Raw genomic sequence first — 24,106 nt, forward strand, 5'->3', positions numbered from 1 at the left:
CGCGTTCGTTTTTATTTAGCTTGCTACTTTCTTAGCCGTTTTTCTGACGCCAACGCTCCATTGCAGCCGAAATCGCGAATGTTTCGCGGTATTTTGGGCTTCCCGAGGGACGTGGTGCGCCTTCAGAAACGAGTGCCATGATGTCTGCGAGCTTGTTGTGCGCAGCGCCAGATTGGCCTGCACCAATATAAGCGTGCAATTCTACTAGAGCATCCGAAAGTGTATCGTGGGCACGAATGACGAAATAGGGTTCGTCTTGTGCAAGATCATCATAGCAGTCAAATTGTGATTTATTGGCTTTTGAGCCGATAGGGGCTTCAGTCATGTTGGTCTCTCTTTTCCAAAAGGAATCGGTTTGAGATCAGTCTAGGCTGAAACCCGCAAAATGTTCAGTGCAAAAATTAAGCTTCTATAGCTTCAAATAGGGTTGTCATAGCGTCATCCACAAGATTTGCGGGTGCTGAAACCGCTTCCATACGCCCTTGGGCTTGAGTGAGGGTTTCATCAGCGAAAATACGCGCCAAAATGACGGCTTTTTCTTTGAAGCTATCGTCTGCTTCGATTGAACCTATAGCTGCCTGAGCGAGCAGATGACCGCCTATAACATCGCCGGCCAGGCGCAAATAGGCCGTAGCACCAGCAAGGGCTGTGGAGCGGTTGGAAGCCATATTGGTGAGCATCCATTCTGTGGCTTCTTCTAACGCTCCAGCAGCTGTGTAGAGGCGGTTTGCAACGATAGCTAAATGGCCATTTCCAGTGGTGGAGGCATCTGCAATTGTCTTGCGGATTTCGGCAATCATGGCTGTCATGCCTGCACCTTTGTCAGATGCGAGTTTGCGGCCAACAAGGTCCATCGCTTGAATACCATTTGTGCCTTCATAAATGGGATTAATACGTGCATCCAGCATGATTTGAGCAGCGTCTGTTTCATTCATAAAGCCCATGCCGCCATAGACTTGCACAGCTTGGTTTGCCATTTCACATCCGCGATCTGTGGCCCATGCTTTTGCGATGGGGACAAGTAAGTCTTCACGTTGTTTAAATTTAGCTTTGCTCGCGTCATCTGTGGAATGTTCGGCGAGATCAGATGCGCCTGCTGCGGCGTATACAATTGCTCGTGCAGCTTGGGTTGTCGCGGCCATAGAGACGAGCGTGCGTTTAATGTCAGGATGGTGGATGATGGCTGCATCGCCCTGAACACCTGGCGCTGAACCTTGCTTGCGATCACGTGCATAAGCATTGGCTGCTTGCATGGCGGATTCACAAACGGCAACACCTTGAAGGCCAACTTGCAGGCGGGCTGCATTCATCATGATGAACATAGCGGCGAGGCCTTTGTTTTCTTCGCCAATCAGCCAACCTTTTGCGCCATTATATTCCATGACACATGTTGGAGAGGCATGAATTCCGATTTTTTCTTCCAGTCCAATACATTGATAAGTGTTGCGATCGCCCAATGAACCATCGTCGTTGACGAAGAATTTTGGCACAAGAAACAGTGAGATACCGCGTGAGCCTTCTGGTGAATCGGGTGTGCGAGCAAGAACTAGCTGGATGATATTATCGGTGACATCATGCTCACCCCATGTGATGAAAATCTTCTGGCCTGTAATCGAAAATGAACCGTCATCATTGGGAATAGCTTTGGATTTTAATGCACCAACATCCGATCCTGCTGAGGCTTCGGTCAGGTTCATAGCACCTGTCCATTCCCCTGAAATTAGCTTTTCAAGATAGGTGGATTTCTGCTCGTCTGTGCCTTTGACCAAGAGGGCTTCGATGGAGCCAAATGTCAGCATTGGATTTAGGCCAAAAGCTGGGTTGGCACCTTGGATCATTTCCATCACAGCGATCGCAAGAGATTTAGGAAGGGCTTGCCCGCCAAATTCTTCAGGGAAAGGAAGGCCAATCCAACCGCCTTCAGCGAAGGTTTTATAGGCATCAGCAAATCCAGGGGCTGAGGTGACAACACCGTCTTTTAGGGAGGCACCATTTTGGTGACCTGTTGGATTTAGGGGTGAGAGAATACCAGAAGCGAGTTTGTTGGCTTCTTCCAGAACGGGTGCAATCAGGTCGCTATCATAGTTTTCAAATGCACCAGTTGCGCCTGCAGCATCAATGTCTGCGTTGAATTTTAAGGCATTTTTGATTGCTCCCAACGGGGCGGAATACGGCATTCAATTCTCCACAATAGATGCGCACTTTTGTGCTTATCTCTAATTACGATATTAACTTAAAATCCGAAGATTTTACATCAATTTAGTAGACAATACACCGGCTAAACACTTAGAGAAAGAGAGGCAGGAATTGCGCCTTCATGTTCTAATAGCCAGCGCTTTTTATCTACGCCTCCAGCATATCCTGTCAGTTTTCCGTTTGTGCCAATGACGCGGTGACAGGGCACGACAATACCAATAGGATTTGCACCATTGGCCAAACCAACAGCACGCACAGCTTTAGGGTTTCCTATCTGTTTGGCAAGATCACCATAGGTAAGGGTTTGGCCGTGTGGAATTGTGCGCAAGGCAGTCCATACTTTCTGTTGAAATAATGTGCCGCCAGTTGCGGTTTTGATATGATTTAGTGCTGACAAATTGCCAGCAAAATAGTCAATCAGTGCCGAAGCTGTCGTAGATGGCTGGTCATTCTGTGCTAAATTAAGTGTGAAGCCATTTTCACCATAATGACGCACGAGAAGTTTTTGGCATCTCGCGTCAAAATCTTCCCATTCAACTGCGCGCAGATTTTCGGCTTCATCAATGATGAGAGAAAGGTGCCCAAAAGGACCGTCTATAATTTCTTTAAAAAGCGTCAGCATCATGTTTCACCATTTTGGAATCTGGCTCTAGCTTATCGCGAGTCTGTGAATTTTCACTCGCGGTTTTCGGACGTGGTTGATGTTTTGTCATTGAGGGCCGAAAACCGCTAGACGATTTTAAGCCCAAACGTCATGGTCAGTTTATGGAATTAGATCACTCAGCTTGCTATCGTGCGGTCTCTATGCGCGACACACGTTTTGACGGTAGGTTTTTTACTGCTGTTAAGACGACAGGAATTTATTGTCGGCCTGTTTGTCCGGCGCGCACGCCATTGGCGGATAATGTCGACTTTTATCCCAGCGCAGCAGCCGCGCAGGAGGCAGGGTTTCGGCCATGTTTAAGGTGTCGTCCTGAAACAGCACCTGACCTTGGCGCATGGAAGGGGACATCAAATACTGTTTCGCGTGCGCTGAGTATGATTGAGCTTGGTGTTTTAGATGAGGGTAGTGTTGAAGATCTTGCGGATAGATTGGGCGTTGGCGATCGGCATTTGCGCCGGTTATTCTCCCAGCATTTAGGGGCATCTCCTATTTCCGTGGCGCAGACGCGGCGGGTTTTGCTGGCAAAGCAATTGATACGAGATACGAATTTATCCCTCGCGCAAGTGGCGCTGGCGTCTGGCTTTGGGAGTATTCGCCGCTTTAACGAAACTTTTGCCGCGCTTTATGATCGCCCGCCTAGTGAAATGCGCCGTAATGAAAAAGCTCAAGCTGTGCAAGACGCGGCGGCGGGTGATGTGGTTGTGCAGCTAAATTACCGCGCGCCCTATGACTGGCCTGCCATGCTGGGATATTTTTCAGCGCGTGCCATTGATGGCATGGAGGTGGTTGTTGATGGTAAATATGCGCGCACGATTTCGGTGGGCGATAATGTTGGCATTGTGGTGATATCCCATTTTGAAGGCAAATTGGGCGGCAAGATTGAGGCAAGGATTAATTATCCGGTGCTATCTGATTTGCCGCAAATTATTGCCCGTATCAGGCGTTTGCTTGATCTTGCCATTGATCCTGAATTAGTGGCTGAGCACCTTTCAAAAGATAAATTGCTGGCTCCCATTATTGCGAAAAGGGCGGGACTGCGCGCACCGGGGGCATGGGATGGATTTGAGCTGGCGATGCGTGCAATTCTTGGTCAACAGATTACGATTGAGGCTGCCCGCAGACTGGGGAGTATGTTGGTGCGTGATTATGGTGAGCGTATAGAAAATAATGGCGGATATAGCCAACTAACCCATGTTTTTCCTACAGCTAAAAAATTAAGTGAGACTGATTTATCCCATCTTAAAATGCCGCGTGCGCGTTCTGGTGCATTGATGGCAATGGCGCAAGCTGTTGTGAATGATCCAGACCTGTTTTCAATTCGAGCCAGCTTGGAGGAAACGATCAAATCACTCACGGCGCTAAAAGGTATTGGTGATTGGACCGCGCAATATATTGCCATGCGGGCGATGCAAGAAGCTGATGCTTTTCCCACAGCGGATGCGGCACTTATCAACGCTTATGAAAAACTGACAGGTGAGCGCGTGAAGCCAAAACAATTGCAAGACATTGCGCAAAAATGGCGACCTTGGCGCGCCTATGCCACGCAGTATTTATGGTCGAGTTTAGCCGATTGATTAGGTTTTAGTTTTTGCGCATTAGGCGCTGAATTTCATTGGCGTGGTGGCGTAAGCTCACTAAGAATTCACCAACTTCTAACCTAAACTCGCTCGTTTCAAGCTTGAGCAAGCTGCGCTCAGTCCAGCCATTTTCTGGGCAGAGGCGGTCCATGTATTTATTGTATTTTTCAGTTTCCAGTGCGGTAAGCGGTAGGCGACTGGCTGTTTGCAATAGCAGTATTAATTCATGCACGATGAGCATGCCGCGAAAAGAATCCATAATGTCAGGCAAAAGCGCTGGGTCATCTATCCATGATTTACCCTTGTAGATTTCCTGCATCAAACGTTGACCCGCACCGTGGCAATCATAAGCGGCGCACCCGCCAAAACCGTCTTGTTTGAGCGTTGTGTGGATTTTGCATTTGCCGCAATTGCTGCCCGCTGTTTCCAGATTTACGCATGTTTCCCCAGCCTCTTTGTCGATGGCGAATTCATCTGATTTATCAAATGCAAATACCACGCAGCAAAGCGCCGCGCATTTGGAACAATCAGCTTCAAGTGAGGGGATGGTGGGCATGAGGATTGCTCGACTTTTATTGAATTTGTGATGTTCAAACAAAATCAGACCAGAACTGCAATCCTCATGCTGTGATTAATTATTCTTATCCAACAGTTTTGAGGTCATTTAGCGAGCCGGTTGCTCACCTATTTTTTTGCATACCAGCCATAGGCCATGAAATTCTGGAAAAATTGTACGGGCAGATTAAACCCTGCTTGTTTGATCATACTTTCTGTTGCTTGAGGTGAAATAACACTGAGGATATTGCGCAAGGTATTTGGCAAATTTTCCAGCGATTCAGGGGTGGCACCCATAAGTTTTTGTATTTGCCCCCAATTTTCAAGCATGGCAGGAAATTGTTCAGATTCTAGATCATAGCTGATCTCGGTGGAGATGAAATATGCATCTGGTTTCAATAAGTTGTAGATTTTTTTATAATATGATGTGCGCGCATCTGGCGGGATAAAGTGGGCGACCATAATGCTGAGCACGGCATCGAATGCATTTACATCTTCTATGTCTTCGACATATCCATGGATGAACTCACATCTATCCAACAAGTTTTCTTGCTCTAATCTTTTGCGGCAGACATCCAGCATGGATTTGGAAGGATCAAGCGCAACAAATCGCCATTGAGGATGGATGCGAGATAGAGCCAGAATTTCAGCGCCCGTGCCTGCACCCACGCAAAGAATACGCGCTTGGTCAGGAAGCTTGTTCAACACAAGATTGATGAGGAAATGGATGTCCTGTTGTATTATCTTGAGCTTACTGTTTCTTTCATCATATGCCTGCGCCATGTCAGCATTGAAAAAGTCTGTGATTGGGGGCGATTGTGCGTTGTCCGTCATGTTATGTCTTTCGTGAAACAGAAAAATCTACAGCTAATAGAAATCAATTTAGATATGTTATAACATAACAATTGATGAGTTTAAACTGGTTTTGACGCGATGGAGGAAGGTGTTTTGTGAAATGCATGGCATAAAAAAGCCGTTCCTCTGGGGCGGAGAAACGGCTTTTTCGTCATGGATTGGGAGATCCATGCGGGGGGATTTAATTGGGGTTTGACGGTTTTAGATTGCCAAAACTAAAGCTTGACTGACCAGCCGATTGCACCAAATCTTTGCGGGGTGGTTTGTTCTTCAAATTGCTTTGAGCGTTCAACATAGGTGAGGCTGATCTGGTTTCTGCCCCATTGCAGGACGAGGCCAGCTTGTAAATCATGGACGAGGCGTTCCGTGTGGATGGAGCGCGTGTCAGTGTCGTCAAACAGGCTGCCATCTAGGATGTAATCATGGGCGACATAGCGTGCCTCTGCGCCTCCAAAAACATACCAGCTAAAATCATCATCCGGTTCGAAATATCCAGCACCGGCAAGTGAAGGGCGGATACGGGGCGGGCCATAGTCGTTTTTTAGGTCATTCCCAAAACGCGCAGTTAATCCAGCGCGCGCATTGGTGTTGAGTGTTCCCAGAGTGAAACCTGCATTGGGGACAAGGTCGACGCCATAGTCAGAATTTCCAAAGTTTGCGAGCGCACGATATCTGCGATCATAAACTAGGTCAGCTCCAAATTGTTCGCCGACTTGGTTTTCCCAGCCCAGAGGAAGGTCGTCGCTGATGAGGCTGTGAAATTCTTCTTGAAGCCATTCACCACCGGCTGATTTTCCAACTTGGCCTAAACGAATTGATACCTGATCAATTGCGTTTTCAGTCTCGATGAGTGAGGTCGCTTCAAGATATAAATATCCTGCATAGGGATGTTGGTCGGGAATGAACTGCGTTTCGCTGATATCACGGGGTGTGAAAACAGAATGTCCCACAGCAAACCCACGGCGTATGGTGGCTTCTTCGCCTTCTTTGGTGAATAAGTTTGCAAGCGCACTATCCACCCATTGGGCATCTTTGGGGGCTGATAAATATCCAAGGCGGAAACCATTTGTGTAGTTTCGGTCTTGATCACCAAACCAGTCATTTTCCAGAACGAAATTAAATGTGCCTCGATTGTCTTTCGCGGGAGAAGTTTCAGCCTCTTGAGCTATCGCAGGCATAGCGATTAGGACGCTTGCACTGGCAAGCACGGGCATTGAAATTCTGGACATGTTTTCCCCTTGAAAATTAGGTGTCGTTTCATGTTTTAAACGATTAAGGGGGCGTTTTGTTCCAATGCATGGCGTAAAAATAACAAAAGCCGCTCCTCTGGAAAAGAGAAGCGGCTTTGACTTTAAGTGCTAAAGGCTTAGTTATTTCGGTGTCGGGCCAATCATTTTGGCTGGGACGACGATGGCATCGAAGTCTTCTTCGGAGATACCCAAAGCAAGTGCTTCGATTTTCAAAGTCGTGCCGTTTTTGTGCGCGTTTTTGGCAACTTTCGCAGCAAGGTCGTAACCGTATTTCTCTTTTAGTGGTGTCACCAACATGAGAGAGTTTTCGAGACCTTTTTTGATGTTGTCCAAACGCGGCTCAATGCCGACTACACAATTGTCTGTGAAGGAGATAGCCGCGTCTGATAGCAATTTCACTGATTGCAAGAAGTTGTATGCCATCATCGGGTTAAACACGTTTAGCTCAAAATGGCCTTGAGAGCCTGCAAAAGAAATTGCTGAGTTGTTGCCGTGAATGTGTGCACATACTTGCGTGAGCGCTTCACACTGTGTTGGGTTCACTTTACCCGGCATGATGGAAGAACCTGGCTCGTTTTCTGGCAAGGCTAATTCACCCAAACCAGAACGCGGCCCAGAACCTAAGAAGCGAATGTCGTTGGCGATTTTAAAGCAAGACATGGCCACAGTTGTGATTGCGCCATGGGCAAACACCATTGCGTCATGCGCTGCAAGGCTTTCAAATTTGTTTGGCGCTGTTTTAAACGGCAAGCCTGTGATTTGTGCGATTTTGTCAGCGACTAATTCTGCAAAGCCTTCAGGACAGGCTAGTCCAGTTCCCACGGCTGTTCCACCTTGTGCAAGCTCTAGGAGTGCAGGTTGAGTTTGCTTGATGCGCTCAATGCCGTTTTCAACTTGTTTGGCGTAACCAGAAAACTCTTGGCCCAATGTGATTGGTGTCGCGTCTTGTGTGTGTGTGCGACCGATTTTGATAATGTCTTTATATTCTTGGGCTTTATCGTTTAGCGCGTTGTAGAGTTTTGTTAGCGCCGGAAGTAATGTGTGTTCAATCTCTACAGAGCAAGCAATGTGCATGGCTGTTGGGAATGTGTCGTTTGACGACTGAGACATGTTGCAGTGATCATTTGGGTGAACGGGTGTTTTTGAACCCATTTCGCCGCCAAGAATTTCAATGGCGCGGTTTGAGATCACTTCATTGGCGTTCATGTTGGACTGTGTACCAGATCCAGTTTGCCAGACGACAAGCGGGAAGTGATCGTTGAGTTTGCCTTCAATCACTTCATTAGCGGCTTGAACGATGACTTTACCCAAGTCTTTGTCCATTTTTCCAAGCGCCATGTTTGCTTCTGCACAGCCGCGTTTAACAACACCAAGCGCTGTGATGATGGGTTGAGGTTGTTGTTCCCAACCGATTTTGAAATTACCCAATGAGCGTTGTGCCTGAGCACCCCAATATTTTGACGCATCAACGTCGATTGGGCCAAAAGTATCTGTTTCGCTGCGTGTTGTTTTATCGCTCATTTGGGGCTGTCCTCGAATGTATATTTTGCGCACGGGGAGTGCGTGGCTGTTTTATGCGATATGGATTAAGCCAATGCGCGTAAAGGATCAACTAGCAAGACCAAGCCAGATATTGTTCTTTGGTTTTAGGTGGTACTCAATATCTAAGCATGTGCTAAAATATTCGCTATGCGATAAGCGACTTAAACGAATATGGATGTGGAGGGATGAATGGCAAAAGCTGAGTATAAGTCCCGATTAAAAGCATGGCGCACGCATGGTTTCTTAAAATCGCGTGAGCCTTTTTCCAACAAAGATCGTGAGAAGTTGCATAGCTTTTCCAATGTTGAATTGGCAGCGGCGGCGCGCAATAACGACCATTCCGAACAAGGCCGTAAAGCTGCAGCGGATCGGTTGCTGGCGATGGGCGGACAGATTTCTGATGCGGATATCATTGTCCCCGGTTTTGTGAAAACGACAAAATTATCCAAGCTGAAAAAAGTGTTTTTTGGAATGAAGCGCGCAATCCGTTTGTGGGCGGGCTGGATGATGTTGCTTAGCATTATCTGTGCATTTGGGGCGATTATTTATAGCGTTGAACATGAAGATACAGCTTTGCAACAAGCAAAAGAGGCCGGCCTTATAACGGCGGAAGAATTTTATAACGCTGATCGTGACTTAACAGATGAAGAATTTGAGGCGGCGCGCGCGCTTGGTTCCATGCGGATTGATGCGTTTCAATCGCAAAATTCTCTGCGTGATTATTTGTTGATTAAAGCAGAAACGACACCAGCCGGACAAAAAATGATGTGGGGTGAGAGAGTGGGGTATGCGGCTATCACCGTCCTGACAATCTCAACATTGGTTTGGTTTGTATTTGTTGTGTTTCGGGGGCAACCGGCGCGGATTTTATTGCTGCGCAAATTCAATGATAAGAAGGTTTCAAAATCATTGTCTCACGTTATTTCCAGTCACATTACGCCCTTTGGGCATACGACAACTTTATCTGATAAATTCTTCAAGAAATCTGCATGGTCTTGGCTGTTGGATATCATACCGCGCCATTGGGCATTGATACCGATCACGCCGGTCTGGATGATTATTCGCATATTCTTTCGTCAGTTTAACCGCGCCAAATGGGGGCCAGTTTGGGTGGGTTCAGCACGCAATTATCGATGTTTGGCAAAGCGTTTGCGGGATCGAATTCCATTGAATTTCATTGTTTCCTGTTCGTCCAATAAAGAAGCTTTCATGGTGCGCACGCATGATAATTGGTGGCAGGAAGTGATCAAAATGATCATGAATTCATCGGATGTCATCGTCGTAGATTTATCGAATGTGACTGCGGGTACGGAATGGGAATTGGAAAGATTAGACGCAACCCATATGTGGCAACGGTCTGTTTTTATTGCCCATGAAGATACGCGGGAAAAAGCATTAGCGTCTATTCAGGCCTATGAATGGCGCAAGGACGTTCAGCTATTTACCTATGATCGCGTCGGTGAATTAGGCCAAGATGCCAAAACGCAATTTCGCGAAGCTATGCTGACCCGCATTGGCCAGACAGCTGAGACTTAGAAGGCATAGTCGTTTCGTGTTTGTGCACTGGGTGAAGCTAAGAGCTTAACTTATGTCAGGAATGTTCTGTGTTGGTGATGATGTCTGTGGTGACTGAATTTGCGATAAAGCAATGCTCATGTGCGGCGTGGTGGAGCTGATCTATCTGTGCAGGAGATGGTTTTTCGCCCTCATAGGTGACGACAGGATTGAGCGTGACCTTCGTCACAGCCATGCGGCCCGCTGCATTTTTACCCAATTCACCAACGGCTTTGTCGGTGTAGCTGTTGACCACAAAGCCAGCATCGCGAGCCATGTGGAGATAAAAGAGCATATGGCAGCTGGATAGAGAGGCAATGAAGCCTTCTTCAGGGTCTATATTTTCTTCTACGGAATAGGGCAAAGGCACGATATGAGGAGATGCAGAAGCAGGCACTTTCAGGCCGCCATCAAATTCCCATTCATGGGCACGTGAATGCTTGTTGGCTTTGAAGTCAGCGTTGTCACGGGACCATGTGATTGTTGCGAAATGCTTTGCCATTGTCAGTTCTCCAATAAAAAAGCAGGTATCGAATGTGTATCAATACCTGCTTTAAAATTTTAGCGATAGAATAGCGCTTATTTCTTGTCGTAAATCGCTTCTTTTTTGAAGTGTTTGGCAAGAAGGTAGTAAACCACGGCGCGGAATTTGTTGCGCTCTGATTTGCCGTATTTTTCGATGACTGCGTCAATCGCTGTGTCTAGCTCTGGGCTGTCTTTTAGGCCAAGCTTCTTAATCAAGAAGTTGTTCTTTACAGTTTCAAGCTCTTTTTTGTCAGTGGCTGACACAGTTGAAGAGTCTTTGTTGTAGATTGAAGGACCACAACCGATTGTCACCTTTGTTAGGAAATCCATGTCAGGTGTTTCACCGCATTTTTCTTTAAGGTCAGCGGCATATTTGGCAATGAGATCGTCGCGTTTGCTCATAATTTTCCCCTCCAAAGTGGAATCAAATTGCGATTAACCAAGACTTTCAATGAATTTGAAGCAATTGGCAACTCTCTGATGCAGTCGTAATGTCAATCAGGGATAGGCCAATAGGACGCAGGGTTGTGCTAGTAAAGGCGGCGCGCTTTGACCCGTATAGGTTGGGGTTCTGGTGGCGGTGTGAGCAGGCCTTCGAGGAAAGCTGCGAGATCAGGCATTTTAGGGCCGCGCCCAGGTTTGTCATCATCATCGTCATCTTTGCCAAATTTGCTCATAATGGCGATGCCCATTTGGACAGATCCGAAGGTTAGGCCAAGGAAAAATGTCAATATAAACAAAGCAACCCATTTGTCTTGAGAAGCAAATATGAGTGTTCTCAGGTTTGCAATATCGAAAGCTAAAAGCATGGCAACAAAGAAGATGCTGAAAGCAAAACCTGACAAAGCTTTCCCTGCTAACATGCGCAAATATTTGGCTGTTTTGTCTGCCTTAGCGGCATGAGCTTGAAGTGGCTCTGAAGGGGATTTTTCATCTACCATGATATTAATATAGGCTGGCTTTCAAATATTCCAATATGGCTAAGGGATAAGTGTGACATTTAACCACTTTACCTTCAGCAAGTTTCGTACCTGTTACCGCCAAGGATAATATCAATATTTAAGTTTAGACCAGAGAATAATTGAATGAGATCGAAATGCGAAGATCTTCTCCCATATTGGCAGTCACTTCATGACGTAGCCAGCTTTCCCACATCATCACTGTGCCCGGTTCGGGTTTTTCATAGACGAAACGTTTGGCAGATAAGGGCGCATCTTTAGCGATAGCAGGGGCATTCATCATCATTGCAAGGCGTGGATCTTCTAATTTTAGTGCGCCAGCCCCCTCCGGGGTTTTGACATAATACGTGCCGGAGATCACTGAGTGGGGATGGATGTGGCCAGAATGTGCCGCGAGTGGATTGAGGATATTAATCCAGAAACTATCCATTTCCCATTTGGCGCAACCAATATCCATATGGCTTGCCTTAGCAAATTCATCCGCTTTGGCGTCTAGTTTTGCTTTTAAGGTTGCGAAGGCGCTAGCACGGTCTGGCAGGTCGTTGAGGGATGCATAGGATGTGTATCCATCATAGCCGTTTTCATCGCACCATTTTTGGCCGGCTTCATCATCTTCGGCAATTTGCAAACAGGCTGTTTCTAGGTCTTGGTTCAGCTCGGCCCAGTCTTTATCTTGCGTGAGGCTATCGCGCAGAAGCTGGGTGATGAAAAGGGATTGGATACTCATATCTGTGCCTCATAATGGAGGAATAAAAAAGGCGACCTGATCTGGAGTATCAAGCCGCCTTTTATGTGTCGTTAATTGCGTGTGTTTATTTGCGGCGGAAAGCATCAAGTGACACGACAGTGCCTTCAGCTTCGCCCTCGCTTTTGTCTTTGTCGCTTTTGTCTTCTGAAACAGCTTCGGCAATTTGCGTTGTGTCGTCACCAAATTCGATTTGTTGCCCCCCTTCGATCAAGGCTGTTGTGCCCATCTCGAATACCAGTCCATAATTGACGGATGGATCAAAGAAGCGAGTGACGGCTGCATACGGAATAACAAGGTGCTGAGGGACGCCGCCAAATTTCAAGACGATTTCGAAATTGTCGTCATTCACTTCTAGATCCCAATATTGGTGCTGAACAACGATTGTCATCTCTTCAGGGAAACGGTCTTTGATGGCATCAGCCATGCTTATGCCCGGAGCCGCTGTTTTGAACGTAATGTAGAAATGGTGTCCGCCGGGAAGAGACTCACCTTTGGCTGCAAATCTTAGCGCTTCGCGCATCACGCCTTTTAACGCGGCTTCAGAAAGAGCTTTGTAGCCAATAAGGTCTTCAGAGTTGCCTGAACCCATTCCATCTTTAGTCATAAACCATTCTCCAGCAGAATTAGATAGCAGGGATTAAGCAGCTTAGCGGCTACGTCAATCCCGTTCTTTTCATGGGCGAGCGGTTTTTAATTGGTTCGCTCTTTTAAGAGGATGAACTTTACAACCACAAAAGCCCATCTTAGCACGAAATGAATGAATTTCTAACTTAGATAAAACGAGAGTTCTTCAAGGTTGAAGGAAAGATGACTGGATGGTCATCAAGCATATGTTTTTTAAGACATATTCTTATCAAAACGAGTTTTTATTTTTTGTTGATTTGGTAGTGTCGGGTTAGATTTTTTGTCAATCTAGGCGCATGATCCGGTGTTAAATAGCGTATTGTATTGTCATAAATTACAATGGTGTATTGTCTTTGTAAAAAAATGAAATTTGTTGGATATTTAAGTTACGTCTGAGGTGCAGTAGCGCCTCAGACGCATGTAAGTTGGTTATTTGCTTAGCGCTTGTTCTAGGTCAGCAATCAAATCGTCTGAGTCTTCAATACCGATAGAAATTCGCACAAGGTTTGGTGCAGCACCGGCGGCTATTTTTTCAGCATCAGATAGCTGACTATGTGTTGTTGAGGCTGGGTGGATTATCAAGGATTTTGCGTCACCAAGATTAGCCACATGGCTGAACAGCTCCAAGTTTTCGATCAATTTTACACACGCGTCGTGTCCGCCTTTCAGCTGAACAGTGAATAATCCACCAGCGCCTTTGGGACAGATTTTTGCAACACGGCTGTGATAGGGGGAGGATGGCAGGCCTGCATAGGTGACAGCCTCGACAGCATCATGATTTTCAAGCCATGCAGAGATGATTTGAGCGTTTTTGACGTGTTCGCGCATTCGCAGAGATAGTGTTTCTATACCCATAAGCGTATAATGAGCGCCTTGAGGGTTCATCGTCATGCCAAGATCACGCAATCCAATGGCGATGCCGTGGAATGTGAATGCCATAGGGCCAAGGGCTTCTGCGAAGACCAAGCCATGATAAGCTGGTTCTGGTTGAGAAAGAGATGGGAATTTATCGGATGCCATCCAGTCAAATTTTCCAGAATCAACAACACAGCCACCTGTCACAGAGCCATTTCCTGTGAGGTATTTGGTTGTGGAGTGCACAACTAATGTTGCGCCATGGTCAATTGGGTTACACAAATATGGTGTAGCAGTGGTGTTATCAACGATAAGCGGAATGCCAGCTTTATCTGATACCGCAGAGATTGCATCTAAGTCAGTGATATAACCACCTGGGTTTGCGATGCTCTCACAGAAGATTGCGCGTGTATCATCATCAATGGCGTCAGCGACAGCTTGAGTGTCGTCAAAGTCTACAAATTTTGCAGACCAGCCAAAGCGTTTAATCGTTTGAGAAAATTGAGTAAGCGTGCCGCCATATAGGCGTGTTGAAGCGACGATGTTTTTGCCCGGTCCCATGAGCGGGAAAAGCGCCAAGATTTGCGCAGCGTGACCAGATGAACAACAGACAGCACCTGCGCCGCCTTCGAGAGCTGCGATACGTTCTTGCAGAGCACCGACAGTTGGGTTGGTGAGGCGGGAATAAATATAGCCAACTTCTTTTAGCGCAAACAGGTTGGCCGCGTGCTCGGGGCTTTTGAAGACATAAGCAGTTGATTGATAGATTGGCGTGTTGCGGGCACCTGTGGCTGGATCAGGAGCTGCACCAGCATGGAGTTGTTTGGTGGTAAAGCCGTGTTTTGCTGCATCAGTCATATCAAATAGCCCTATTAAATGAAGTAATTTTGGGTGAGGATATTGCGTGGTTAAGGATAAGTCCATCGCGTTTTTTTTTGATAGTTTTCAGCTTTTTATCCTGATCTGGAATTGGCTGCTTTAGCTTTCATATAATTCCAGTGGTAAACCGTCAGGGTCTGCAAAAAATGTGAAGCGTTTGCCCGTGAATTCATCAATTCGGATGGGCTCTACACTGATATTGTGGGCTGTAAGATGAGCGATAAATGGCTCTAATTTATCCACGCAGAAGGCTAAATGACGAAGCCCTTGGGCTTCTGGATAGCTTGGGCGGGGCGGCGCATCGGGAAAAGAGAAAAGTTCGATTTGTCCACCATCGGGCAGGCGAAGGTCGAGTTTGTAGGAATTGCGAGCTTCACGGTAGTTTTCCGCGACGACCTCAAGCCCTAACATATCAATATAGAAATGTTTTGAGCGCTGGTAATCTGAACAGATTATCGCTGCATGATGAATGGATTTGAGCATGGGTGGTGCCTGACAGTTTGAATGCTCAAAAGGATAAGACGTTCGTTATTTAATGTCTATTGCTGTTGGGAGATGGGAATAGCGAAAACAATGGGGAGAGGCCTCAAGGCCGAGGGAGAAAATCATTCGGCCTTGAGGATTTTGTTTAGAATTGAGTGCGCAAGCCAAACACGACATTGCGTCCGCGTAGTGGAGATTGGTTTTTTACAAAGGACGTGTGAACAAAGGCCAGTTCATCTAGCAAGTTTGTTGCGCGAATGAACAATTCTGTTGATTGATCTGAATCTGCGTTGAACTTGTAGGATGCTGTGGCATTCAGCATGTTATAGCCATCTGTTTGTGTCTCATATGACGCGACACTGTCTTGTTCGAAAGTGTGGTAGAACTCGACATCGGCAACAATTGGACCTTGGTTCCATTCATAGCGCCCACCTAATCGACCGGGTGGAATACGAGGTAAATTATCATCCTCTTTGCTCAATTCAGCATCAACATAATCACCAAATAGTGTTGCGCGGCCATTTGAAGAAAGCTCGTAGCTGATTTGTCCATCAATACCGGTAAATTTGGCATCGGCTGCGACATAAAGCAGATAATTATGGGGCGTGCCTGTTTCGCTGTCTGTTTCGATTAGGCGCGCAAAAATGTAGTCTTCTATGTCTTGGTGGAAAAGGCCAATTTCATACTGAATTGATCCCTGAGTTTTACGGAAAGTTAGATTGATAGAATCTGTCGACTCCATTACATCTGTTGTGCTTTCAGGGAATCTGGAAGAGGCTCGGCGCGATTGGGATAGCCCAACTTCATAACTATTGGTCGCTAGGTTATTTCCATATGCGTATAATTCGCGGATATTTGGCGCGCGTTCAGAATGAGCAATAGAGCCCGCTATAGAATAGCTTTCGCTAATACTCCATGTCGCTCCAAGAGAGGCTGAGAGAGGTTCATGTTTTGCGGCTGGTTGTCTCTCTTTGAACAATTCAATGTTTTCGTTTTTGATAGCTTCGCGCCAATTTTCTCCATACCATGAACTAAAAAAGTTCTCATACAACTCCGATAATTCTGGTGATATTTGTATGCGATATTCAGGTATCGTCACATTGATCTCACGCCAATCTTTACGGATCGCAAAATCAAGGCCGACTGCACCAAATGAACGCGTTTCGTTGAGAAATACGCCGAAATTTTTGGTTAGATGATAAGATGGCCCGTCAAAACCAAAGCCGTTTTCAGGAAACTCCTTATGTAAGTCGTTGACGTTAATTCCGTTAAATTCACCGTCTGTGTATTGCACGCCAAAAGTGCCCGAGAAACCTGCAATTGCCGCATGCGTTAGCTCAAGGCGGGCGTCATATACTTCATTGGTATAATTGGTAAAAATAAACGGCCCATCGACCTCGATATGTATATAATCTGTGTAGGATAGGCGTATACGTGTGTGATCAATATCTGGGATTAGTTTTTCATAATCTGCGCGAACGTCATAGCGGTCTGCACGCAGGTTGATTTTTGCAGTGTGTTCGTCAGAAGAGCCAAAAGGGTCTTCATATCCACCATGGGAGGCACAGTGTAGGTCTGTTCCGTGGGTGTGACAGACCGCATTTTTATGAGAGTGACCAGGCAGACCGTATTCACTATCTAATCGAGAATAGGCTGCGCCGATATAGCCTTTAGGGACAATCCAAGACCCACCAATGCTATAGCCATCGCCTTTGGAGAAAGAGTCGCGAAGTTCATCGCTGCCAAAATCTTTGGGGACGGAATAGTTTTCGCTGGAACGGTTAAAGCCTTCAAGGTGAAAAGCAAATTGTCCTACAGACGCAGTTGCGCGCGCGGCCATGGAAGCTTCTTGATCGCCCATGCCATAGCGCGCTTCTGCGCCGCCAGAAAAACCACCTTCCGGCAGTGATTTAGGGATTTTGCTGTCAATTAAATTGACTGCGCCATTGAGTGCATTTCCGCCATAACGGGCAGCTGCAGAACCGCGTAGGACTTCAATTCCATCCAGCAATAATGGCTCGCTGGTGATTGCATGGTCAGGCGCGACGGATGACACGTCAAACAGGTTTGCGCCATCAGATAATATTTCGATACGCGGTACGGTTTGTCCACGAATAACTGGACGTGATGCACCACCGCCAAAATTGTCTAAGTGAACACCCGGTAATCCTGCTAGAGTTTCACCTAGTCCGCCCAGACGTCTGTTTGCTAATTCCTCACCCGATAGCACCATTACCGGCAAAGAAGTGATCGCGTTTTGGCCTGCAAGTGTACTTGTCACAACGACAGTATCGATGCGTTGCGTCTCACTCGTTTCAGACCCCTCTGATTTTATTTCGACTGTATCGGCGCAAGCAACACCGCTCCCAATCATCGAAATTGCAGTGCTGAGTACTAAATTTTTCCAAAGTAAATTCACGTTATGTCCCCATTGAGCAAAATCAATAATGTAATGTTATAACATAACATTGTCAATCAACGAATCGAGCAAATTGGAAGTTTTGGAGTGGGTGGATTTGCGAGCGAATTATTTTTGAAAGAGTGAGCTTCTTGGGTGATTGAATGAAGCTTCTCACCTTATGCTTTCACAGCATCGGCCTTGCGTGATGTAGAAGCCAATCAAGCATTTGATTATTTAAATAGCGGGTCGTTTTGCCTGTTGCGCACAGAAATGACACCGGTTACCTTAATTTTGTAAATAAAGATCAGTAGATGCTGGTGCGGGCATAAATATAAAGAGGCTATGTGATGGTCCGATTTTATTGCCAGTCGCCAGTTTTGATTAAAATAGATTGGGAGGAAGAATCTGTGAAAATACTATCGGCACTAATTGCTTGCACTATTTTAAGTGGGGCACCCTTTGTCGCGGCATATGCACAAAATCAGCTCGAGGTGTCTGATAATGGGCGATATCTGCAGCGAGAGACGGGGGAGCCGTTCTTTTATATGGGAGACACAGCTTGGGCCATTTTTCATCGCTTAAACAAAGACGAAGTGGATCAGTATTTAACCGATCGTGCAGAAAAAGGATTCACTGTTATCCAAGCGGTTGTTCTATCCGAGCTGAACGGCATTTACACACCAAATGCAAACGGTGATATGCCGCTGACCGATTTAGATCTAGCTCAACCAAATGAAGCTTATTTTAAGCACGTTGATTATGTCGTGGAGAAAGCCAATTCATTGGGCATGACCGTCGGGATGCTTCCATCATGGGGGCATTATTGGCGCGATGGGGACAGGCTTATCTTTACGCCAGAGAATGCTAAGACATTTGGAAAGTTTCTAGGTACACGCTATCAGGAAAATGATGTTATCTGGATATTGGGCGGCGATTCCAATGCACGGTCTGACGCTGAGCGTGCAAACATTGAAGCGATGGCAATGGGGTTAGGGGCTGGAGATAAGGGCAAACATCTTATCACTTTTCATCCGCGTGGACCGGGGCAATCATCCGTGCAGTTTAAAGATGCTGAATGGCTTGATTTTTATATGAACCAATCATCCCATGCGGCACCAAATCATGACACCGGCTTATACGCTGAATATGATCGGTCGCTGGATGTCGTTAAACCGACTCTTGATGGTGAGCCGCGCTATGAAGGTATTCCTGTCGGGTTTTACAATAAAGGCCATGATCCCCGTATAAGGTTCAATGATGATGATGCGAGGCAAGCGGCTTGGTGGTCTGTATTGGCAGGGGCTGCAGGGCATACATATGGAAACAATAATGTTTGGCAAATGTGGTCGCCCAAACACGAACCTGCGATTGGGGCAAATATCCCATGGTCAGAGGCCATTGAGCATCCGGGAGCGCGTCAAATGGGATATATGCGCCGCTTTATGGAAGAGCACCACTTTGAAACGCTTGTTCCAGATCAGTCTTTGATTCTAGATGGTCCTGTGCATGGGGCTGGTAAAATACGTGCCGCCCGGAGTGAAGATGGGGCGCGTATTATTGCGTATTCGCCGCGTGGAGAGGCGCTGACTTTAGGTCTCAACAATCTAAGCTCAGCTATGCATAAGCAAGTTTGGTTTGATCCGCGCTATGGCGTGTCTTATGAGTTTCGCAACGAGCAAAGTCACGGTATTCAATCATTTGTTCCACCTACCTCAGGGAAAGGGGAAGATTGGGTCTTATTGTTAGAAGCAAGTCCTAAAGAATAAAATTTGTGATCTCGCTGGTTGCCGAAAATCTGGCAATCAGCGGGTGCGAGCTCTTTACAAAAAATAATCGCCCACCCCTAGTAATGAGAATCATTCTCACTAAATGGTTAGAATTGGTTCTTTTGCCATATGGCAGTTAACGGGAGTTGGTTATGAATCGCGCTGTTCTAAAGACTATATCTTATGGGGTGATGCATTTTACTGTTGCTATCGCTGTTGCCTTTGCGCTGACTCAAGATTGGCGAATTGCATTAAGCGTAGGTGTGATCGAGCCATTTGTGCAGACTTTTGCTTATACAATACATGAGCGTATTTGGAAGCGGACTGGCGGTTTGGACGGTGCTGTCGATGAATCCGTCTCTCAGATAGATCAACATATACATAAACATGCGGGATTTGTGTGAAGAGGGAAGAGCAAATAAAGCTTGTTCGTTTTAAACGAAAAAGAGGAAGCGCAAGAGCCTCTGAATTGGATTCTATCTGGCAATGAAGATAAGTGGAAGCTTCTGTTGCCAGGTGCTTCCGAACCCCGCCTAGAGTGCTAAAAGTCCCTAGGAGTTTATGCGGTTTGTTCGCACAGCTTACGCTGCGAGAAGCTCACCTTCAGCAAAGTTGTCATTTGCAACTATTTGCGATTGGGCTTCTAACGGGGCCCATTCGAACGAAATACAAGTCTTTACACGTCCGTCGATCCTATTTCGGCCCCAAATCCAACAGCCAAATGAGCTGGTTAATATGGTGGAGCCGCCGGGTACCGCCCCCGGGTCCGAGCCGTTTATTACACAAGGGTTTATCGTTATAGTTCCGAAGAACAGATCTAATATAGGCGCGAATGCTTAACAGGAAAAGCGCTGAAGGTGATAAAAATCCGAAAAGCCGCTAAAAAAACGGTTTTTACCTGAAATATCAGTAATATAAGAAGTGATAAGCATATTTGGGGATGTTTTGAAGTATCCAGAAACTAGATCTTAAAGCACTTAAATGATGAATTGTTACAATAGTGGAATTTGTACGATCTGTTCATTGGGGAAATTTGTTTTCTGAATGAATAGCTAACATGATTTCCCAAATTACTGATTCTATAGTAAGGTTCTTTTTACCAGCATAGCGGGACGCCCCAATTGCTAGCCTATATCGTTGAAGGAATTGCTGTTTTCCTTTGGTGGATGCAGGTGTGCAATAAATAATAATCGGGGCGCCGGGTGTGTTGTTGCTAAAAATGGAGGAACACGCATGAACAGATATTCTAAGACACGAACGGATGAGACCGAGACGAATGCGCTTGCACGCCGGCTCGTTGAGCGTTCTGGCCTTGATGAAGGCCAAGCCAATCAAGCGGTTGATGACTATCTCCACGCGGAAGGAGGAAGCTTTGCAAGTGGTGTTGTGCCTAAGCGAAGTGGAAAAGTAGATTTATCCCGCGCGAATTAAAGCGCCGACAACCAGATTTAGATTTGTAAATGTAACGTGACGATAGCGAGTCAGCGGTTTCTTGCCTGCTGTTGGCTCTGCTGTTGTCACGTTTTTTATTGATATGGACACATTGTTTCCCCTAGCAAGAAAAGCTGTGGTGTGGTGAGCTTCTGTTTAGGAATGGGTTGCTAGACTCCGAGGAAATTATGGTCATTGAGGATTGGTCTCCAAGAAAGAGGCCGGATATTGCGGCAATCGAAGGACGCTTTGTGCGTTTGGACAAGCTTAGCTCTAAGAAACATGCAAAAGGCTTGTTTGAGACCCTTGCGACGCTAGATGAAAGAGAACGCGCGCACTTTTTAAAGGTGGAAGGCGGCGAGACATTTGATGGGTTCCAAAAATGGATTGATCGTTGTGAACATAATTCCGTTGATGAATTTTACGCTGTTATAGATCCGGCAACAGGCAAGGCGATAGGGAAACAGGCATTCCTGCGCATTGATACAGCAAATGGAAGTGTGGAAATGGGCTATGTTCACTGGTCGCCTTTAATGGCACGCAGCCCCAAATCGACCGAAGCTTTCTATCTAATGGCAAAATATGTATTTGAAGATCTGGGGTATCGCAGATTTGAGTGGAAATGCGATAGCTTGAACGCGCCGTCCTGGGCTGCGGCTGAGCGCTTTGGAATGAAGTTTGAGGGCATATTTCGTAATCACATGGTTCGATTTGGCAAGAACAGAGATACGGCTTGGTTCTCTCTCATCGACACAGAATGGCCCGCGACGAAAAAAGGGTTTGAAGTCTGGTTCTCACCAGACAATTTTGATCAGAATGGCCAACAAAAATCCAAACTCTATGATTGTATTATTCAGGAACGAGATAAGTCATGAGCATCCAATCCAAACAAGTAGAATATCGCGATGGAGATACAAATTGCATAGGCTTGCTGGCATGGGATGATCAAGCAGGCAAACGACCTTGCGTGTTAGTCGCTCCGGATTGGCGAGGGCGTACTCAGTTTAGCGAAGATAAAGCGATTGAGTTGGCTAAGCTTGGTTATGTCGGGTTTGCAATTGATGTGTATGGCGAAGGGCGGTCTGGGAAAAATGCAGATGAAAATGCAGCATTGATGAATCCGTTTATGGAAGACCGGGCAAAATTGAAGCGGCGTTTATTGGCAACTTTGGGAGCTGCGCGAGAGTTTGAAGAAGTTGAAGCCGACAAAATGAGTATTCTTGGTTTTTGCTTTGGTGGTCTGTGTGCTCTAGATCTTGCCCGCGCGGGCGAGGATATTAAAGCGGCGATTAGTTTTCATGGCTTGTTTATACCCAATGGCCTGCCAGAAAATGAAATTAAAGCGAGCGTTCTTGCATTGCACGGATATGACGATCCTAAAGCAAATCCTGAGAGCGTTTTGACGCTCGGAGAGGAATTAACGCGCGCTCGGTGCGATTGGCAAATACATGCATATGGCCAAACGATGCATTCATTCATGAATCCCAAAGCAAATGCGCCGGAAAATGGCCTTCAATACTCTCCCATTGCTGAAAAACGGGCATGGCTAGCGGCTACCCAATTACTTGGCGACGTATTTGGTTAATTTTATCGAGTTTTATGGTTGATGTTCTTAAAGTGCACCAATAAATGTGGGTGGCTGTATAGTTTCTGCTATGGAGCATAGACTGAATTTAAAATAACTGATTCTTACTGAATTTTGCCTGTTAAGATGTGAGCTGAAAGTACCTCAATGCGCCAATACCTCGATTTGCTTCAAGATGTTTTAGACAATGGTGTTGAGCGGGGAGACCGGACTGGAACGGGAACCAAGGGTGTTTTCGGGCGTCAGATGCGGTTTGATCTGTCCGAGACATTTCCAATCTTAACCACGAAAAAATTACATCTTCGATCCATTATTATTGAGCTTCTTTGGTTCCTGAAGGGTGATACAAATATCAAATACCTTACGGACAACAAAGTTTCTATCTGGGATGAATGGGCTGATGAAAATGGGGATCTTGGGCCGGTTTATGGAAAGCAATGGCGTTCGTGGGCCGCACCGGATGGGCGTGTGATTGATCAGATTTCTTGGGTATTGAACGAGATTAAAACCAACCCAAATTCACGTCGCTTAATTGTATCTGCGTGGAATCCCGCTGATGTGAATGATATGGCTTTGCCGCCTTGTCATTGTCTGTTCCAATTTTTTGTTGCGGATGGAAAATTGAGTTGTCAGTTGTACCAAAGATCAGCGGATGTCTTTCTTGGAGTGCCTTTCAATATTGCTTCCTATGCCTTGCTTACGATGATGATGGCGCGGGCAACGGGTCTTGAGGCCGGTGAATTTGTGCATTCCTTTGGTGATGCTCATCTGTATATGAATCACATTGAGCAGGCGAAATTACAACTGACTCGTGATACGAAGCAGCTCCCTATAATGACACTAAACCCTGATAAAACTGACCTTTTTGGCTGGGATTACGAAGATTTCACCCTCCATGGATACGAAGCTCACCCTACGATAAAAGCTCCCATTGCAGTTTAAACTCCTATCATTTTTATTTGTGTTTGTTTTTGTAAAAAAGCTATATAAAACAAATAAATATACTTTTTGTTGAATAGTAATTCGCGCATCTGATTGTACAAAAATATGTGCAATAGCAGTTTGTTTGGCGTGAAGCTGACAAAAGTTAAAATGTAATAAAGGGTTGATTTTTTCTTAAAAACAGGGCCGAAACTATTATTCGTGCGAAGGAGCCGAATTGTTTTTGGGGGTTCCTAAAACACTTGATTGACCGAAGGGGGTCTATACCGATGAACATGAAATCTAAATTGCTACTCGTATCAGCTGCTGCTGTTCTTGGCTTGTCTGCTTGTCAAAAAGCTGAAGAAGCTGCAAATGGTGCTGCTGAAGCTGCTGGTGAAGCAGTTGATGCAACTGTCGACGCTGCTGGTGATGCAGCAGATGCTGTGGGTGAAGCTGCTTCAGACGCTGCAGCAGCAACAGGCGACGCTGTTGATGCAACAGTTGAAGGCGCTTCAGAACTAGCTTCCGATGCTGGTGACGCTGTTGAAGGTGCTGCTGAAAAAGCTGGTGAAATGGTTGGCGAAGCTAAAGACAAAGCAGCTTCTGCTTTGGACGGCATGAAAAGCGATGCAGCTGATAAAGCATCAGAGCTAGAAGATGCTGCAGAAGCTGAAGTTGAAGAGCACACAGACGGCCACTAGGCTTTTCTGACTTAGTCTCTTGAGATTAGAAA

24 protein-coding genes and 1 other RNA gene are annotated in these 24,106 nt (G+C 46.1%); 9 read left to right on the forward strand and 16 right to left on the reverse strand.

Features of this window, described 5'->3' with window-relative positions:
• Window positions 1–31 precede the first annotated feature (31 nt).
• From AC5EF3_RS03710 to ogt, 3 genes are all read right to left on the reverse strand, one after another.
• Window positions 32–325: a hypothetical protein gene (locus tag AC5EF3_RS03710; protein ID WP_015826282.1), complete on the reverse strand. Its 294-nt coding sequence runs from the start codon at window positions 323–325 to the stop codon at window positions 32–34.
• Window positions 326–401: 76 nt separating this feature from the next.
• Window positions 402–2,177, reverse strand: coding sequence for an acyl-CoA dehydrogenase family protein (locus tag AC5EF3_RS03715; RefSeq protein ID WP_493547068.1), 1,776 nt, complete (start codon window positions 2,175–2,177; stop codon window positions 402–404).
• Between the two features lie 101 nt (window positions 2,178–2,278).
• Window positions 2,279–2,818 carry a methylated-DNA--[protein]-cysteine S-methyltransferase gene (gene ogt, locus AC5EF3_RS03720; RefSeq protein WP_493547069.1) on the reverse strand — a complete coding sequence of 180 codons (540 nt, stop codon included), beginning with the start codon at window positions 2,816–2,818 and terminating at the stop codon, window positions 2,279–2,281.
• Window positions 2,819–2,961: 143 nt separating this feature from the next.
• Between ogt and AC5EF3_RS03725 the strand changes: the two genes are divergently transcribed.
• A complete protein-coding gene (locus AC5EF3_RS03725) occupies window positions 2,962–4,434 on the forward strand; it encodes a DNA-3-methyladenine glycosylase 2 family protein (RefSeq protein WP_493547070.1) in 1,473 nt (490 codons plus the stop codon).
• A gap of 7 nt (window positions 4,435–4,441) precedes the next feature.
• Here the strand turns inward: AC5EF3_RS03725 and AC5EF3_RS03730 are convergent, their stop codons facing one another.
• The 4 genes from AC5EF3_RS03730 to fumC all read right to left on the reverse strand — a co-directional run bounded on the left by AC5EF3_RS03730 (window position 4,442) and on the right by fumC (window position 8,618).
• Entirely contained in the window at window positions 4,442–4,993 is a 552-nt protein-coding gene (locus tag AC5EF3_RS03730; protein ID WP_493547071.1) for a hypothetical protein, read from the reverse strand.
• A gap of 128 nt (window positions 4,994–5,121) precedes the next feature.
• On the reverse strand, window positions 5,122–5,826 hold the full coding sequence (locus AC5EF3_RS03735; RefSeq protein WP_493547072.1) for a class I SAM-dependent methyltransferase: 705 nt from the start codon (window positions 5,824–5,826) through the stop codon (window positions 5,122–5,124).
• A 236-nt stretch (window positions 5,827–6,062) separates the two neighbouring features.
• On the reverse strand, window positions 6,063–7,076 hold the full coding sequence (locus AC5EF3_RS03740) for a lipid A deacylase LpxR family protein (RefSeq protein ID WP_493547073.1): 1,014 nt from the start codon (window positions 7,074–7,076) through the stop codon (window positions 6,063–6,065).
• Between the two features lie 141 nt (window positions 7,077–7,217).
• Window positions 7,218–8,618: a class II fumarate hydratase gene (gene fumC, locus AC5EF3_RS03745; protein WP_015826289.1), complete on the reverse strand. Its 1,401-nt coding sequence runs from the start codon at window positions 8,616–8,618 to the stop codon at window positions 7,218–7,220.
• A gap of 210 nt (window positions 8,619–8,828) precedes the next feature.
• Here fumC and AC5EF3_RS03750 point away from each other — a divergent pair, with 210 nt between their 5' ends.
• Window positions 8,829–10,175 (forward strand): hypothetical protein, encoded by a 1,347-nt coding sequence (locus tag AC5EF3_RS03750; RefSeq protein WP_493547074.1) that lies wholly within the window; start codon window positions 8,829–8,831, stop codon window positions 10,173–10,175.
• Window positions 10,176–10,230: 55 nt separating this feature from the next.
• Here the strand turns inward: AC5EF3_RS03750 and AC5EF3_RS03755 are convergent, their stop codons facing one another.
• From AC5EF3_RS03755 to AC5EF3_RS03790, 8 genes are all read right to left on the reverse strand, one after another.
• Window positions 10,231–10,695 (reverse strand): OsmC family protein, encoded by a 465-nt coding sequence (locus tag AC5EF3_RS03755; RefSeq protein ID WP_493547075.1) that lies wholly within the window; start codon window positions 10,693–10,695, stop codon window positions 10,231–10,233.
• A 77-nt stretch (window positions 10,696–10,772) separates the two neighbouring features.
• Window positions 10,773–11,120 (reverse strand): DUF2853 family protein, encoded by a 348-nt coding sequence (locus AC5EF3_RS03760; protein WP_015826293.1) that lies wholly within the window; start codon window positions 11,118–11,120, stop codon window positions 10,773–10,775.
• Window positions 11,121–11,248: 128 nt separating this feature from the next.
• Window positions 11,249–11,659 (reverse strand): hypothetical protein, encoded by a 411-nt coding sequence (locus AC5EF3_RS03765; protein WP_493547076.1) that lies wholly within the window; start codon window positions 11,657–11,659, stop codon window positions 11,249–11,251.
• A 124-nt stretch (window positions 11,660–11,783) separates the two neighbouring features.
• Window positions 11,784–12,404, reverse strand: a complete 621-nt coding sequence (locus AC5EF3_RS03770) for a TIGR02466 family protein (protein ID WP_015826295.1) — start codon at window positions 12,402–12,404, stop codon at window positions 11,784–11,786.
• An 85-nt stretch (window positions 12,405–12,489) separates the two neighbouring features.
• Window positions 12,490–13,029 carry an SspB family protein gene (locus AC5EF3_RS03775; RefSeq protein ID WP_493547077.1) on the reverse strand — a complete coding sequence of 180 codons (540 nt, stop codon included), beginning with the start codon at window positions 13,027–13,029 and terminating at the stop codon, window positions 12,490–12,492.
• Window positions 13,030–13,478: 449 nt separating this feature from the next.
• Window positions 13,479–14,762 (reverse strand): O-acetylhomoserine aminocarboxypropyltransferase/cysteine synthase family protein, encoded by a 1,284-nt coding sequence (locus AC5EF3_RS03780; RefSeq protein WP_493547078.1) that lies wholly within the window; start codon window positions 14,760–14,762, stop codon window positions 13,479–13,481.
• 120 nt (window positions 14,763–14,882) lie between these two features.
• The gene (gene gloA2, locus AC5EF3_RS03785; protein ID WP_493547079.1) at window positions 14,883–15,266 is read right to left on the reverse strand and encodes an SMU1112c/YaeR family gloxylase I-like metalloprotein; all 384 of its coding nucleotides are present in this window, start codon (window positions 15,264–15,266) and stop codon (window positions 14,883–14,885) included.
• A gap of 145 nt (window positions 15,267–15,411) precedes the next feature.
• On the reverse strand, window positions 15,412–17,685 hold the full coding sequence (locus AC5EF3_RS03790) for a TonB-dependent receptor domain-containing protein (protein ID WP_493547080.1): 2,274 nt from the start codon (window positions 17,683–17,685) through the stop codon (window positions 15,412–15,414).
• Window positions 17,686–18,074: 389 nt separating this feature from the next.
• On the opposite strand from AC5EF3_RS03790, the gene AC5EF3_RS03795 reads away from it, so the two are divergent.
• Window positions 18,075–19,433, forward strand: a complete 1,359-nt coding sequence (locus AC5EF3_RS03795) for a glycoside hydrolase family 140 protein (protein WP_493547081.1) — start codon at window positions 18,075–18,077, stop codon at window positions 19,431–19,433.
• Window positions 19,434–19,585: 152 nt separating this feature from the next.
• Window positions 19,586–19,837 (forward strand): DUF2061 domain-containing protein, encoded by a 252-nt coding sequence (locus AC5EF3_RS03800; RefSeq protein ID WP_493547082.1) that lies wholly within the window; start codon window positions 19,586–19,588, stop codon window positions 19,835–19,837.
• Between the two features lie 91 nt (window positions 19,838–19,928).
• On the opposite strand, the gene ssrA is transcribed toward AC5EF3_RS03800, so the two are convergent.
• Window positions 19,929–20,285: a transfer-messenger RNA gene (ssrA, locus tag AC5EF3_RS03805) on the reverse strand.
• A gap of 381 nt (window positions 20,286–20,666) precedes the next feature.
• On the opposite strand from ssrA, the gene AC5EF3_RS03810 reads away from it, so the two are divergent.
• The 5 genes from AC5EF3_RS03810 (at window position 20,667) to AC5EF3_RS03830 (ending at window position 24,074) form a co-directional block, all read left to right on the forward strand.
• Window positions 20,667–20,864, forward strand: coding sequence for a hypothetical protein (locus AC5EF3_RS03810; RefSeq protein ID WP_015826303.1), 198 nt, complete (start codon window positions 20,667–20,669; stop codon window positions 20,862–20,864).
• A gap of 188 nt (window positions 20,865–21,052) precedes the next feature.
• Complete coding sequence (locus AC5EF3_RS03815) at window positions 21,053–21,739, forward strand: GNAT family N-acetyltransferase (protein WP_493547083.1); 687 nt, start codon at window positions 21,053–21,055, stop codon at window positions 21,737–21,739.
• Window positions 21,736–22,449, forward strand: coding sequence for a dienelactone hydrolase family protein (locus AC5EF3_RS03820; protein WP_015826305.1), 714 nt, complete (start codon window positions 21,736–21,738; stop codon window positions 22,447–22,449). Before AC5EF3_RS03815 ends, AC5EF3_RS03820 begins: the two co-directional genes overlap by 4 nt.
• A gap of 147 nt (window positions 22,450–22,596) precedes the next feature.
• Entirely contained in the window at window positions 22,597–23,391 is a 795-nt protein-coding gene (locus AC5EF3_RS03825) for a thymidylate synthase (RefSeq protein WP_015826306.1), read from the forward strand.
• Window positions 23,392–23,660: 269 nt separating this feature from the next.
• A complete protein-coding gene (locus tag AC5EF3_RS03830; protein ID WP_015826307.1) occupies window positions 23,661–24,074 on the forward strand; it encodes a hypothetical protein in 414 nt (137 codons plus the stop codon).
• The last annotated feature ends 32 nt before the right edge of the window (window positions 24,075–24,106 follow it).

The sequence above is a fragment of the Hirschia sp. genome (genome assembly GCF_058892565.1).